The 15,376-nt window shown below is 33.6% G+C and carries 8 protein-coding genes; 6 read left to right on the top strand and 2 right to left on the bottom strand.

Annotation, left to right across the window (positions count from 1 at the left end):
- The first annotated feature begins 193 nt into the window (after positions 1 to 193).
- From rpoC to V5J73_RS03155, 3 genes are all read left to right on the top strand, one after another.
- On the top strand, positions 194 to 4,507 hold the full coding sequence (rpoC, locus tag V5J73_RS03145; protein ID WP_338647554.1) for a DNA-directed RNA polymerase subunit beta': 4,314 nt from the start codon (positions 194 to 196) through the stop codon (positions 4,505 to 4,507).
- Positions 4,508 to 4,510: 3 nt separating this feature from the next.
- Positions 4,511 to 4,822 carry a DUF3467 domain-containing protein gene (locus V5J73_RS03150; protein ID WP_143386194.1) on the top strand — a complete coding sequence of 104 codons (312 nt, stop codon included), beginning with the start codon at positions 4,511 to 4,513 and terminating at the stop codon, positions 4,820 to 4,822.
- Between the two features lie 366 nt (positions 4,823 to 5,188).
- A complete protein-coding gene (locus V5J73_RS03155; protein ID WP_338647556.1) occupies positions 5,189 to 5,551 on the top strand; it encodes a hypothetical protein in 363 nt (120 codons plus the stop codon).
- A gap of 84 nt (positions 5,552 to 5,635) precedes the next feature.
- On the opposite strand, the gene V5J73_RS03160 is transcribed toward V5J73_RS03155, so the two are convergent.
- Both V5J73_RS03160 and V5J73_RS03165 read right to left on the bottom strand, forming a co-directional pair.
- Positions 5,636 to 7,225 carry a peptide chain release factor 3 gene (locus V5J73_RS03160; protein ID WP_338647557.1) on the bottom strand — a complete coding sequence of 530 codons (1,590 nt, stop codon included), beginning with the start codon at positions 7,223 to 7,225 and terminating at the stop codon, positions 5,636 to 5,638.
- 188 nt (positions 7,226 to 7,413) lie between these two features.
- Complete coding sequence (locus V5J73_RS03165) at positions 7,414 to 8,856, bottom strand: alpha-amylase (RefSeq protein WP_338647559.1); 1,443 nt, start codon at positions 8,854 to 8,856, stop codon at positions 7,414 to 7,416.
- A gap of 796 nt (positions 8,857 to 9,652) precedes the next feature.
- Here V5J73_RS03165 and V5J73_RS03170 point away from each other — a divergent pair.
- From V5J73_RS03170 to V5J73_RS03180, 3 genes are all read left to right on the top strand, one after another.
- Positions 9,653 to 11,083: a peptidylprolyl isomerase gene (locus V5J73_RS03170; protein ID WP_338647561.1), complete on the top strand. Its 1,431-nt coding sequence runs from the start codon at positions 9,653 to 9,655 to the stop codon at positions 11,081 to 11,083.
- A 118-nt stretch (positions 11,084 to 11,201) separates the two neighbouring features.
- Positions 11,202 to 12,155 (top strand): AAA family ATPase, encoded by a 954-nt coding sequence (locus V5J73_RS03175; RefSeq protein WP_338647563.1) that lies wholly within the window; start codon positions 11,202 to 11,204, stop codon positions 12,153 to 12,155.
- Between the two features lie 400 nt (positions 12,156 to 12,555).
- Positions 12,556 to 15,327 (top strand): bifunctional aconitate hydratase 2/2-methylisocitrate dehydratase, encoded by a 2,772-nt coding sequence (locus V5J73_RS03180; RefSeq protein ID WP_338647565.1) that lies wholly within the window; start codon positions 12,556 to 12,558, stop codon positions 15,325 to 15,327.
- Positions 15,328 to 15,376 lie beyond the last annotated feature (49 nt).

The raw sequence follows: 15,376 nt of genomic DNA on the forward strand, positions 1-15,376 counted from the left end.
TCAAAAGATTTTATAACTAGCACTTCAAAAATTTGTTGAAGTTTAGAGAAGTAATCCGAGGTAATGTTACAGTCATAAAGTCAAATGTCTTAAAGTTTTTAAAGTCTAGTGTGACTTTCGACTTTCGACTTTCAAACTTTCGACTTAAACAAGAATCAATTTTTTAATTGCAAATAAATCAATAGTAAAAACTATGATGAATAATAGAAATAATAATAGCAAAGATAAAAACCCTGTAAAAAGGTTTAATAAAATCTCAATAGGACTTGCTTCTCCTGAATCTATCTTGAAAGAATCAAGAGGTGAAGTATTAAAGCCGGAAACAATCAACTACAGAACGCACAAGCCTGAGCGTGATGGTCTTTTCTGTGAACGTATTTTCGGACCAGTAAAAGATTTTGAATGTGCTTGTGGTAAGTATAAAAGAATACGTTACAAAGGAATCATCTGTGACCGTTGTGGTGTAGAAGTTACGGAGAAAAAAGTACGTAGAGACAGAGTAGGTCACATCAACCTTGTTGTGCCAATTGCTCATATCTGGTATTTCCGTTCTCTTCCAAACAAAATTGGTTATATCCTTGGTCTTCCATCTAAGAAATTAGACATGATTATTTACTACGAAAGATACGTAGTAATCCAAGCGGGTATCGCTAAAAATGCAGAAGGTGAATCATTGCAAAGATTAGACTTTTTGACAGAAGAAGAATATTTAAATATTTTAGATACTCTTCCTGCTGACAACCAGTATCTAGATGATTTTGATCCTAATAAATTTGTTGCCAAAATGGGAGCAGAGTGTATTATGGATTTATTAGCAAGAATAGATCTTGATGCATTGTCTTACCAATTGAGACACAATGCTAACAATGAAACGTCTAAACAGCGTAAAACAGAAGCGTTAAAAAGATTACAAGTTGTTGAATCTTTCCGTGAGTCTAACTTGAACCGTGAGAATCGTCCAGAATGGATGATTATGAAAGTGGTACCAGTTATTCCACCAGAATTACGTCCATTAGTTCCACTTGATGGAGGTCGTTTTGCGACTTCAGATTTAAATGATTTATACCGTCGTGTAATTATACGTAACAACCGTTTGAAAAGATTAATGGAGATTAAAGCTCCAGAAGTTATCTTGAGAAACGAAAAACGTATGTTGCAAGAATCAGTAGATTCACTTTTCGATAATACACGTAAAGCATCTGCTGTAAAAACAGAATCTAACAGACCATTGAAATCACTTTCTGATTCATTGAAAGGTAAGCAAGGACGTTTCCGTCAAAACTTACTTGGAAAACGTGTGGATTATTCTGCTCGTTCGGTAATTGTTGTTGGACCTGAATTGAAATTATCTGAATGTGGTATCCCTAAAGATATGGCAGCAGAATTATACAAACCTTTCGTTATCCGTAAATTGATAGAAAGAGGAATTGTAAAAACTGTAAAATCAGCTAAGAAAATAATAGATAAAAAAGAGCCTGTAGTTTGGGATATCCTTGAAAATGTAATCAAAGGTCACCCAATATTACTGAATCGTGCTCCTACTTTGCACAGATTAGGTATTCAAGCATTCCAACCAAAATTAATTGAAGGAAAAGCAATCCAATTGCACCCTTTAGTTTGTACTGCATTTAATGCGGATTTTGATGGGGATCAAATGGCAGTTCACTTACCGTTAGGACCAGAAGCGATTTTGGAAGCACAACTATTAATGTTGGGTTCTCACAATATCTTGAATCCTGCAAATGGAGCTCCTATCACGGTACCTTCTCAGGATATGGTTTTGGGTCTATACTATATGACCAAAGAACGTTTATCTACTCCAGAGCTTAAAATTTTAGGCGAAGGAATTACTTTTTATTCTGCTGAAGAAGTAAATATTGCTTTGAATGAAGGAAGATTAGAATTGAATGCTAGAGTAAAAATTAGAGCAAAAGATTTTAATGAAGCTGGTGAATTAGTATACCAAATTATACAAACAACTGCGGGTCGTGTATTATTTAATGAAGTAGTACCGGAAGCAGCTGGATATATCAATGATGTATTGACTAAGAAAAACCTTAGAGATATTATCGGTCACGTTTTGAGTTCTACTGATGTACCTACAACTGCGGCTTTCTTGGATAACATGAAAGACATGGGGTACAAATTTGCCTTCAAAGGTGGTTTGTCATTCTCTCTTGGGGATATTAGAATTCCAGATCAGAAACCTAAATTAATTGCCGACGCAAGAGAGCAAGTAGGAGGTATTTCTGCAAATTATAACATGGGTCTTATTACAAATAACGAACGTTACAACCAAGTTATTGATGTTTGGACTTCAGCAAATGCTCAATTGACAGAGTTAGCAATGAAAAACATTAGAGAAGACCAACAAGGTTTCAACTCAGTGTATATGATGCTTGATTCTGGAGCAAGGGGTTCCAAAGAACAAATTCGTCAGTTAACTGGTATGCGTGGTTTGATGGCTAAGCCTAAAAAATCGACTGCTGGTGGTGGTGAGATTATTGAAAACCCGATTCTTTCTAACTTTAAAGAAGGTCTTTCTATCCTTGAGTACTTTATCTCTACTCACGGTGCGCGTAAGGGTCTTGCGGATACGGCATTGAAAACTGCCGATGCAGGATATTTAACAAGAAGATTACATGATGTATCTCAAGATGTTATTGTTAACATCGAAGATTGTGGTACATTAAGAGGTGTTGAAGTATCAGCATTGAAGAAAAATGAGGAAATTGTTGAATCATTAGGAGAAAGAATTTTAGGACGTGTTGTTTTACAAGACGTAATTAATCCTTTAAACAATGAAGTTTTAGTTCAATCTGGACAACAAATCACTGAAGTTATAATGAAAGCAATTGACGCTTCTCCAATTGAGAAAGTAGAAGTGCGTTCTCCATTAACTTGTGAAGCATTGAAAGGTATTTGTGCGAAATGTTACGGTAGAAACTTAGCTACTGGTAAAATGACACAAAGAGGTGAGGCAGTTGGTGTAATTGCAGCACAATCTATTGGAGAGCCTGGTACTCAGTTAACATTACGTACTTTCCACGTAGGTGGGGTTGCGGGTGGTATTTCTGAAGAATCGAGTATCATTACTAAATTTGCAGGTAAGCTTGAAATTGAAGATTTGAAAACTGTAAAAGGTGAAGATAGTGAAGGTAATGCAGTTGATATTGTTGTATCTCGTTCTACTGAATTGAAATTAATTGATGAAAGAACAGGTATCTTATTAAGTACAAACAATATTCCTTATGGTTCTAGTATCTTCGTTAAAGACGGTCAATCTGTTGGTAAAGGAGATGTAATCTGTAAATGGGATCCATATAATGGAGTTATCGTTTCTGAGTTTACTGGTAAAATTGCTTACGAAGATTTAGAGCAAGGTCAATCGTTCATGGTTGAAATTGATGAGCAAACTGGTTTCCAAGAAAAAGTTATTTCTGAATCTAGAGCTAAAAAATTAATCCCAACTTTATTGGTTTACGGTAAAGAAGGGGAACTAATTCGTTCTTATAACTTACCAGTTGGAGCCCACTTGATGGTTGAAAACGGTGAGAAAATTAAAGCAGGTAAAGTATTGGTAAAAATCCCACGTCGTTCTTCTAAATCTGGAGATATTACAGGAGGTTTACCAAGAATTACAGAGTTGTTAGAGGCTCGTAATCCTTCAAACCCAGCTGTTGTTTCTGAAATCGATGGTGTTGTTTCTTTTGGAAAAATCAAAAGAGGAAATCGTGAGATTGTTATCGAATCTAAATTTGGTGACGTTAGAAAATACTTGGTTAAATTATCAAGCCAAATTCTAGTTCAAGAAAATGACTTCGTAAGAGCAGGGGTGCCTTTATCTGATGGGGCAATTACTCCGGATGATATTTTAAGAATCCAAGGACCAGCTGCTGTTCAACAGTATTTGGTTAACGAAATTCAAGAAGTATACCGTTTACAAGGGGTAAAAATCAACGACAAACACTTTGAAGTAGTGATACGTCAAATGATGCGTAAAGTAAGAGTTCAGGATCCAGGTGATACTTTATTCTTAGAAGATCAATTAATTCACACTAAAGATTTCATCGTTCAAAACGATAAATTATATGGTATGAAAGTAGTTGAAGATGCTGGAGATTCTAGTGCATTAAAAGAAGGACAAATTATTACGCCTCGTGAGTTGCGTGATGAAAACTCTTTATTGAAACGTACAGATAAAAATCTTGTTGTAGCTCGTGATGTTGTTACTGCAACAGCAACACCAGTTTTACAAGGTATTACTAGAGCATCGCTTCAAACGAAATCGTTTATTTCTGCTGCATCTTTCCAAGAAACTACTAAAGTATTGAACGAAGCTGCTGTTGCAGGTAAAATCGATTACTTAGAAGGATTGAAAGAAAATGTAATTGTAGGACATAGAATCCCTGCCGGAACAGGTATGAGAGAATATGACAATACAATTGTGGGGTCAAAAGAAGATTACAACGATATGATGGCTAACAAAGAAGAATATATTTATTAAGATATGAGTAATTCTAATCAACAACAAGAGCAAATTAATATTGAGCTAGATGAAAAAATTGCTGAAGGAATTTATTCCAACTTGGCAATAATAAATCACTCTTCATCAGAGTTTGTTTTAGATTTTGTAAGCATCATGCCTGGTATTCCTAAAGCTAAGGTGAAATCAAGAATCGTCTTGACGCCACAACATGCTAAAAGATTGTTGAAAGCAATTGGAGAAAATATTCACCGTTTTGAAGTCGCTAATGGCGAAATAAAAGACACTGAACAAGCACCCATACCGCTTAATTTTGGTCCAGCAGGACAAGCATAATATTTTAAAAGGCTCCAGAAATGGAGCCTTTTTTTGTTTATAGATTACAATTCTTTTTTTTCAATGTGAAATCCGTTAATGCTACCTTTTAGACTAATTACAAGTTCTTTAAAGGTTTTATTGATATTCCGTTATTTATCGTTTCTTTATTTTTGAATTTTAAAAGAAATAAATCAAATACTATTTTTCATTTAATAAATGGATAGAAAAATATCATTAAAATCAAAGTCTTGGTAACAAGTTTGTGTTTTAAACGATTATTAATGTGCTTCATCGAAAATATTTTTTGACAGTAAATAAATGCTATACTTTCGTTCTCGATAAAGGAAGTAAATCCTATTTATTATCAAAAAAAAACGAATTGTTATGAAGTATTTTTCTATAAAAATGGACAATAAAAAAGGGATTTCTAATCTCTTGATTTTGGTTGTTTTTATTTTAATGTCAAACGTATCTGTATTTGGTCAATCTGCTCAAAAGTTAGTGGATATTAATACTATTGAAGTTAGTAGCAATACAAATAAAGAAAGTGTTTCAGCAGTTTCCTATTCAAATAGTATGAATTTCGTATTATGGTTTATGGGAACAAAGCAAGGTGTAAATGGAAAAATGTCTAAAGAAAATACAAATACAAAAATACAGGTTATAACATCTGGTTCTGCTCCAAACCGTTTGTTAATAAAAGCTTTTTTAAAGAAAGCAGTAGATGCTGATAGTATGATGGCTTAAGTGGAGGTTTATTTTAAAAGGTATATAGAAAAAACGCTAATTAAAAATTAGCGTTTTTTTTGTAAATTATTCAAAAGAATATTTTTACTCAAATTCTGAAGTAAAAAATAATTTGACATTCGGATATTTATTCTGAGTCATTTGGATTGTAAAATCAGAATCGGCTAAGAACACTAACTGTCCATACTTATCATGGGCTAAGAATTTTTGTTTGATTCTTCTAAATTCTTTGAACTCTTCACTTTTTGGATCGTTTGGCTTTACCCAACATGCTTTGTGTACCGGGAAATTTTCATAGGTACATTTGGCGCCATATTCATGCTCTAAACGATATTGGATAACCTCATATTGAAGCGCACCAACAGTTCCAATAATTTTTCGGTTGTTCATTTCAAGCGTAAAAAGTTGTGCAACACCTTCGTCCATCAGCTGATCAATTCCTTTGTCCAATTGTTTCGCTTTCATTGGATCAGCATTATTGATGTATCGGAAATGCTCTGGAGAGAAACTCGGAATTCCTTTGAAACTCATGATTTCCCCTTCGGTCAACGTATCCCCAATTTTAAAATTTCCAGTATCATGTAAACCAACAATATCACCAGGATACGATATATCTACAATTTCTTTCTTTTCTGCAAAAAATGCGTTTGGACTCGAGAATTTTAAGTTCTTTTTTTGACGTACGTGGTAATAAGGTTTGTTTCTTTCAAAAGTTCCAGAAACAATTTTTATAAAAGCCAAACGGTCTCTATGTTTTGGATCCATATTGGCGTGGATTTTAAAAACAAATCCAGACATTTTTTCTTCTTTAGGATCGACTAATCGGGTTTCTGAATCTTTAGGTCTTGGCGATGGAGCAATTTGAACAAAGCAGTCCAATAATTCTCTTACTCCAAAATTATTCAAAGCAGAACCAAAAAATACAGGTTGAAGCTTGCCGTCTAAATAATCTTGACGATCAAATTTAGGATAAACCTCGTCTATCAGCTCTAGTTCTTCACGTAATTTATCAGCAGGTTTTTGACCGATGATTTTTTCTAATTCTGGATTTTGAACATCAGAAAACGCAATTGTTTCTTCAATGTTTTTGCGGCTGTCACCACTAAACAAGTTGATGTTTTGTTCCCATAAATTATAGATTCCTTGAAAATCATATCCCATTCCAATAGGAAAGCTCAATGGTGTAACTGTTAAACCTAGTTTTTGTTCTACTTCATCCATCAAGTCAAAAGCGTCTTTTCCTTCTCGGTCTAATTTGTTAATGAATACGATAATTGGAATTTTTCGCATTCTACAAACTGCAACTAATTTCTCTGTTTGTTCCTCTACACCTTTGGCAACATCAATTACAACTATAACACTGTCAACAGCGGTTAAAGTTCTAAAAGTATCCTCGGCAAAATCCTTGTGTCCAGGGGTATCAAGAATGTTTATTTTTTTCTCTTTATAATTGAATGCTAAAACTGAGGTTGAAACCGAAATTCCTCTCTGGCGTTCAATTTCCATAAAGTCACTGGTAGCACCTTTTTTAATTTTATTATTCTTTACGGCACCTGCTTCTTGAATCGCACCACCAAAAAGGAGGAGTTTCTCAGTAAGTGTTGTTTTTCCGGCATCAGGATGTGAGATAATCCCGAAAGTTCTTCTGCGTTGTATTTCTTCTAAAAAGCCCATATTTGTATAAATAGTTTGCAAAAGTACTATTTATAAATGCCAATTAAAAAAATTGTATTGTCTAAATGAGTAGCCGAGTTTTTAAGTTGCAATTGATGTTATTTTAAATCACTATTAGGGTCGTAAAAATTTAATAACTGAGAAAAAAGAAGGCTGCCTTTTAAGACAGCCTTTATAATATTTAGGTGTTACATATTGATTGACCAAATAGAATATCCATTTGGCGGACACTGAATTTTAACCCATTTATCGCCTTGGGTTGTAGGGAACCAAGTTGAATTTCCGGTAAAATCTTTGATTTGTGCATTAGCCCAATTCGTTTGAATCCATCTTTCTTGCCAAGTTGATGAGTTATTGATGTAAACCACTAAACCGGGATTTCCATTATAGCCATTTCTTCGAGCAATATATTCATCGGTATCGGTGAATAAAATAGAAGTTGTTCCGGTTCCTTTATTGTTGTGAATCCAAATAAGATTATCCATTTTTGCTTTATTCAACCATTCCTCATAATCCCTGTAAAAAATAGTTGGATATCCTTCGTGAGTTAAAATATAAGCATAGGCTAGCTCTTTTTTCCAAATTTCATCGGTGTCATGATTAGAAACGAAAGTAACCGCTTTATAAGGATTTCTTTTCCACATCATGTCATCATTCAAAAGATTTAAATTGTTTCCGTCAAATGCATCGTTCATTTTATAATAACAGGCAAAATCAAAAACAGAACTATTGGCATTATTTGCCCAATCATTTAGGATGTTTACATTAGAATCCCATAACTCGCCAACTGAGAATCCACCAACGTTTGCATTCCAGTCTTTTATAACCCACGGAGCAAAACCTTTAACGTAATCAAATCTCCATCCGTCAAATTTCATCGTATTTTTATAATATTTACCGACTCCATCTGCTCTTTTCCAAAGCCAGTCTTGTACATTTGGTACCACATGAGCTAAGTCAGGAAAACCACCAAAAGAACCTTCATCGTTATTTCCGTACGCATTTTTATAAAAATCAGCACTAGTTCTTGGGAATTTACCAGATGCAACACCAGTAAAATTAGTATAAGTTTGTGTTCCTGTAAAAGGATTATTTTCTAATTGTCCACCACTATTATGATTTAATACCATATCAGCATATACTTGCATGTTTTCGGCGTGGACTTTTGTTATTAGACTTTCTAGTTCTGTGCGGGAACCAAATCGTGTTTCTACAGTACCATTTTGATTGTAATTTCCAAAATCAAAATAATCTGTAGGGTCATATCCCATAGAAAAAGGACCATTTTGCGCCTTGGATACAGGAGGAAGCCAGATAGAACCAATACCAGCATTTGACCATGCAGTTATTTTTGCATTTACAGTATTCCACCACGTTCCACCAGCAGGAACATCCCAATAGAAAGCTTGCATCATAACACCCCCGCCAGGATTTGCTACATACCTTCCAGTTGTGGAGTTAGTTGATTTTCCGGTACTGAAAGGTTGTCCGTCGTGATGAGTAACATTGATTACTTTGAATTGTGAAGCTGCAGCAGCAGAATCAGTTGTCAGATCGTCATTCGAATTACACGAATACATACCAACTAATAAAGCTGATAATAGATACGTTTTGAAATTTAGTTTTTTCATAAAAGGAATAAATTAGTTTAATTAATAGGTTTTGGGGTAATAATTGAAAAATAGAAAACAATATGATTTCTAGAAATTTAATTTTTATTTAGTGGTTTTTAAGGTTAGGGAATAAAACTCATTTTATTAAAATCAAAAAAAATAAATTAAATAATTGGTGTAAATTTATTTTTATGTCTTATATTTTGATAAAAAAGCACTTTTTTAGCTAATTTATACAAATTCTTACACGAGTAGTATGTGAATTTTTTTAATTCACAACGAAAACGTTGTAGTGTTTACAACTTTTTGAATAGTTTGCTAAAAATGAGAAATTTAAGTCCTGGTTTTAATGTTTTTTTTGTTTTTGAGAATGATTTTTTAATCAAAACTCGATTTAGAAAAAAATAAAATATGAGAAAAGAAAAACAGATTTTGCAGAAAAGTGTGGTGTTTGATAAAGGGAAACAAAATGATACTGACCCCATTTGATAAAGTACAATGGTGATTTTAATTTCAGGGCTTCTAACGTTGAGTTTCTATATGATTTAAGAGCTGATTATTACAATAAATAAATGCGTTTATAATTTTTTGTTAATAGTAGGTAGGAAACTTGTATTATGTAATTGAATTGTTATTTTTGTTCGTTTTAAATTTAAAGAATGGTAAGAAATTGTATTATAAATCCAATTCGCTTCTTGATTCTTAAAGTGTATATTTGCCAAAATTATTTTGGCCTTTATAAATAGGTTTAAAGACAGTTGAATAAAAGACAGTTGAATAAAGGATGTTTTACAATAAATACAAAATTATAATAATGCCAATAAATAAAATACAAATGAGATCCATCAATAATAGAATCGCACTTACTTTTTTTGTTCTGCTTATTTCCAGTGTTGTAGCAAGTGCTCAAGAAATTATTAAGGATAGTGTCATTGCTCCGGTTAAAAAAATTCAATCCAATCAAAAACAAAAAATTGATGGGGTAATTGCTACTGTTGGTGATTATATCATACTTGATTCAGATATTGACAAGTCTTATCTTGAAATTTCTGCTGGAGGCGGTTCTGTAAAAGATATTACAAGATGCCAAATGTTAGGAAAATTATTAGAAGATAAATTATATGCGCACCAAGCTATTCAAGATAGTATTGTAGTTACTGATGCTGAGATTAAAGGCATGATGGAAGATCGATTGAACTATATGGTAGAGCAAATCGGTTCTTTAGATAAAGTAGTTAAATATTATAAAAAAGATACAGAGGAGGAATTTAGAACTTATTTCTCTGACATTTTAAAAGAAGGGAAGTTAAGTTCAGAAATGCAAAAGAAAATTGTTGACGGTGTAGAAATTACTCCTGAAGAAGTTCGTAATTATTTTAAAACGATACCTGCTACAGATCTTCCTTTTTTTGGTGTAGAGTTAGAAGTGGCTCAAATCGTTGTAACTCCCAAAGTTTCGGATGCCGATAAGCAAAAAGTAATCGATAAACTGAATGGTTTCAAAAAGGAAATTGAAGAAGGTTCTAGTTTTTCTACCAAGGCAGTTTTGTATTCTCAAGATCCAGGTTCAAGATCGAATGGTGGTTTTTATAAAATGAATCGTAGAACGCCTTTTGTAAAAGAGTTTAAAGATGTTGCTTTTAGCCTTGCTGAAGGAGAAATTTCTGCTCCTTTTCAAACAGATTTTGGATATCATATCATTTATGTAGAAAAAATAAAAGGACAAGAAATAGAATTGCGCCATATATTATTAACACCATCAGTGACGGAAGAAGCATTGAATGAGGCCAAAGAGAAAATTACTTTAATCAAAAAAAGAATTGAAGATAAAGAAATCACTTTTGCGGAAGCGGCAAGAACATTATCGGATGAGAAAGAAACTAGAGCCAACGGTGGGGCTTTAATTAATCCAAAAACACAGGATACTCGTTTTGAATTGACTAAGATGGATCCTACTTTTTACAGCCAAGTTTCTAATTTGAAAGAAGGTGAAGTTTCGGCTCCTTTATTAGAACAAGGAGAAGAAGGAAAGAAAACATTCAAATTAATTACCGTAACCAATAGAATAGATGAACATGCAGCAGATTATGCTAAAGATTACATCAAAATAAAAGATTTAGCTTTAAAAAGCAAACAAATTACTACTATCGGAAAATGGTTTGATGAAAAGATTAAAGAAACGTACATCAAAATCATAGGTGAATATAGAGATTGCGATTTTACAAACAATTGGCTTAAAAAATAGTCCTCTTATTCATACATTAGATTCGAATTAGGAGTGAAAATTTTTCAATAAATAAATAAAAAGAGTTAGTTTTATGATTTCATAATGCTAACTCTTTTGAATTTTAAATACTTTATACATGTCAGACGTAGCAGCAATACATAACTTGGTTCAAAAAAGGAATAAGCTAAAAACGGAGATAGCAAAAATCATTGTAGGTCAAAATGATGTAGTAGATCAAATTTTGCTTTGTATATTTTCTGGTGGGCATGCATTATTGGTAGGAGTTCCAGGATTAGCCAAAACATTGATGGTAAATACCCTTGCACAAGCATTGGGGCTTGATTTTAAAAGAATTCAGTTTACTCCGGATTTGATGCCATCGGATATACTTGGAAGTGAAATACTAGATGAAAACCGTCATTTCAAGTTCATAAAAGGACCTATTTTTTCCAATATTATTTTGGCTGACGAAATCAACAGAACGCCACCAAAAACTCAGGCAGCTTTACTAGAAGCGATGCAGGAGCGTTCGGTTACTATTGCGGGTGAAAACTATAAACTAGATTTGCCTTATTTTGTTTTGGCAACTCAAAATCCTATTGAGCAAGAAGGAACTTATCCGTTGCCAGAAGCACAGTTGGATCGTTTTATGTTTGCTATAAAACTAGAATATCCTTCTTTTTTAGAAGAAGTTCAAGTGGTGAAACAAACTACTTCAGATATAAAAAACACTATAAATCCATTGTTTACAGCTCAAGAAATAATCGATTTCCAACAATTAATTCGTAGAATACCTGTTGCTGATAATGTCATTGAGTATGCAGTAACATTAGTGAGTAAAACAAGACCTGATAATCCATTGTCTAATGAGTTTGTCAAAAATTATTTAGATTGGGGAGCGGGTCCGAGAGCCTCGCAAAATTTAATTTTGGCAGCGAAAGCGAATGCTGCTTTTAATGGGAAATTTTCTCCTGATATTGAAGATGTAAAAGCAGTGGCTACTGGAATTTTACGTCATAGAATTATTAAAAATTATAAAGCCGATGCCGAGGGAATTACTGAAGAAATGATTATTTCTAAGCTGATGTAATTATTTTTAGTTTTTAGAAAAAGCCAAACAGATTTTAGAAATTTGTTTGGCTTTTTTTTATTTGGAATACACGTATGTTAGTTTGACCAAAACGAACATCAAAACACGCAACTATAACGTTGTAAATGGTAATTTAGAAAGGTTCTTAGCTGAAAGTGCTATAAAATCTAATTTACTAAGTATTGTTAAATTTCAACTTTCTCAAAGAAAAGATTTTAAACTATTAATAATTTATTATTTTAAGTTATAATTGAGTTTTTGATAATAAAAGGTGGTGAAACTCTTTATTTTGTAATAATAATTTTTGAAAAAGCTACTTCTATTATATTTTTTTTAATTCTCGGCTTTAATTCCTAAATTTGCGTACAAAAAATAAAAATACCAAGAAAAGACTTCTATTATGAACACTTATAAGGATTATATTCAAGAGATTGAAGAACGAAAAGGTCAAGGGCTTCACCCAAAACCAATTGATGGCGCTGATTTACTAAGCGAAATCATTGCGCAAATTAAAGATTTAAATAACGAGTATAGAGCGGATTCTCTTAACTTCTTTATTTATAATGTTGTACCAGGAACTACACCTGCTGCTAATGTTAAAGCTGATTTTTTAAAAGAGATTATTCTTGGCGAATCCCTTGTAAATGAAATTACACCTGCATTTGCATTAGAGTTGTTATCACACATGAAAGGTGGTCCATCGATAAAAGTGTTACTTGATTTAGCTTTAGGAAATGATGCTGTAATTGCAAAAGAAGCTGCGGAAGTTCTGAAAACACAAGTGTATCTATATGAAGCAGATACAGATCGTTTAGAAGCAGCTTTCAAAAGTGGTAATGAAATAGCAAAAGAAATCTTAGTAAGCTATGCAAAAGCAGAGTTTTTTACGAAATTACCAGAGGTAGTAGAAGAAATTAAGGTGGTTACATTCATCGCTGGTGAAGGGGATATTTCAACAGATTTACTTTCTCCGGGAAACCAAGCACACTCCCGTTCAGATCGTGAATTGCATGGTAAATGTTTTATTTCTCCAGAAGCTCAAGATAAAATTGAAGTTCTTAAAACGCAACATCCAGATAAATCTGTAATGTTAATTGCAGAAAAAGGTACAATGGGTGTTGGTTCATCTAGAATGTCAGGTGTAAATAATGTGGCACTTTGGTCTGGTAAACAAGCAAGTCCTTATGTTCCATTTATTAATATAGCTCCTATTGTAGCTGGAACAAATGGTATTTCTCCAATTTTCCTGACTACTGTAGATGTAACGGGTGGTATTGGTCTTGATCTTAAAAACTGGGTCAAAAAATTAGATGAAAACGGAGAAGCACTTCGTAATGAAAATGGGGATCCAATTTTAGAAGAAGCATATTCTGTTGCAACTGGAACTGTCTTAACCATCAACACAAAGACAAAAAAATTATATAATGGCGACCAAGAATTAATTGATATTTCTAAGGCATTCACTCCTCAGAAAATGGAATTCATTAAAGCTGGTGGGTCTTACGCAATTGTATTTGGAAAAAAATTACAAACATTTGCTTCAAAAACGTTAGGAATTGATATCGTACCAGTATTCGCTCCGTCAAAAGAAGTTTCTGTTGAAGGACAGGGACTTACTGCGGTAGAAAAAATATTTAATAAAAATGCGGTTGGAAATACACCGGGTAAAGTGTTACATGCGGGTTCTGATGTTCGTGTTACCGTAAATATTGTAGGTTCGCAAGATACAACAGGTTTGATGACTTCTCAAGAATTAGAGTCTATGGCTGCAACTGTGATTTCGCCAATTGTTGACGGTGCTTACCAATCTGGTTGTCACACTGCTTCAGTTTGGGATAATAAATCGAAAGCAAATATTCCAAGATTGATGAAATTCATGAATGATTTTGGTTTGATTACTGCTCGTGACCCAAAAGGAGAATATCACGCCATGACGGATGTAATTCATAAGGTTTTGAATGATATAACTGTAGACGAATGGGCTATTATTATTGGTGGTGATTCGCATACAAGAATGTCCAAAGGTGTGGCTTTTGGTGCTGATTCAGGAACTGTTGCGCTTGCATTGGCTACAGGCGAAGCTTCTATGCCAATTCCAGAATCAGTGAAAGTTACGTTCAAAGGAGACATGAAACATTACATGGATTTCCGTGATGTGGTGCATGCTACGCAATCGCAAATGTTGCAGCAATTTGGTGGAGAGAATGTATTCCAAGGAAGAATTATTGAGGTTCACATTGGTACACTTACGGCTGACCAAGCGTTTACGTTTACAGATTGGACAGCAGAGATGAAAGCAAAAGCTTCAATCTGTATTTCTGAGGATGATACTTTAATAGAATCATTAGAGATTGCTAAGGGAAGAATCCAAATTATGATTGATAAAGGTATGGACAATCAAAAGCAAGTGCTGAAAGGATTGATCGATATTGCAAATAATAGAATTGCTGAAATTCGATCAGGTGAAAAACCAGCTTTAACACCAGATGCAAACGCAAAATATTATGCGGAAGTAGTTATTGATTTAGATATTGTTGCAGAACCAATGATCGCAGATCCAGACGTAAATAATGCGGATGTTTCTAAGCGTTATACTCACGATACAATTCGTCCTCTTTCTTTTTACGGGGGAACAAAAAAAGTAGATCTTGGATTTGTTGGTTCTTGTATGGTTCACAAAGGAGATTTGAAAATTTTATCTCAAATGCTGAAAAATATAGATGAACAACATGGTAAAGTTGAGTTTAAAGCACCACTTGTAGTAGCGCCTCCAACATATAACATCGTTGATGAATTGAAAGCAGAGGGTGATTGGGAAGTGTTACAAAAATATTCTGGTTTTGAATTTGACGATAATGCGCCTAAAGGTGTAGCTCGTACTGGATATGAAAATATTCTGTATTTAGAACGTCCTGGTTGTAACCTTTGTATGGGTAATCAAGAAAAAGCAGCCAAAGGAGATACAGTTATGGCGACTTCTACTCGACTTTTCCAAGGAAGAGTGGTGGAAGATACAGAAGGGAAAAAAGGAGAATCATTACTTTCATCAACACCTGTTGTTGTATTGTCTACAATCTTAGGTAGAACACCTACTATTGAAGAGTACAAAGCAGCAGTGAAGGGAATTAATTTGACACAATTTGCACCTTCTCACAAGCTATTAGTTAAATAATAATAAATTAGTTAATTATATTATAAAAGCCTGAGTCATTAGACTCGGG

This window comes from Flavobacterium sp. KS-LB2 (assembly GCF_036895565.1).
Taxonomy (GTDB): domain Bacteria; phylum Bacteroidota; class Bacteroidia; order Flavobacteriales; family Flavobacteriaceae; genus Flavobacterium.

Coding starts and splice junctions, on each gene's coding strand:
- V5J73_RS03160 (WP_338647557.1), bottom strand. CDS start 7,225: ATGGGCTTTTTAGAAGAAATACAACGCAGAAGAACTTTCGGGATTATC.
- V5J73_RS03165 (WP_338647559.1), bottom strand. CDS start 8,856: ATGAAAAAACTAAATTTCAAAACGTATCTATTATCAGCTTTATTAGTT.
- V5J73_RS03150 (WP_143386194.1), top strand. CDS start 4,511: ATGAGTAATTCTAATCAACAACAAGAGCAAATTAATATTGAGCTAGAT.
- V5J73_RS03155 (WP_338647556.1), top strand. CDS start 5,189: ATGAAGTATTTTTCTATAAAAATGGACAATAAAAAAGGGATTTCTAAT.
- V5J73_RS03170 (WP_338647561.1), top strand. CDS start 9,653: ATGCCAATAAATAAAATACAAATGAGATCCATCAATAATAGAATCGCA.
- V5J73_RS03180 (WP_338647565.1), top strand. CDS start 12,556: ATGAACACTTATAAGGATTATATTCAAGAGATTGAAGAACGAAAAGGT.
- V5J73_RS03175 (WP_338647563.1), top strand. CDS start 11,202: ATGTCAGACGTAGCAGCAATACATAACTTGGTTCAAAAAAGGAATAAG.
- rpoC (WP_338647554.1), top strand. CDS start 194: ATGATGAATAATAGAAATAATAATAGCAAAGATAAAAACCCTGTAAAA.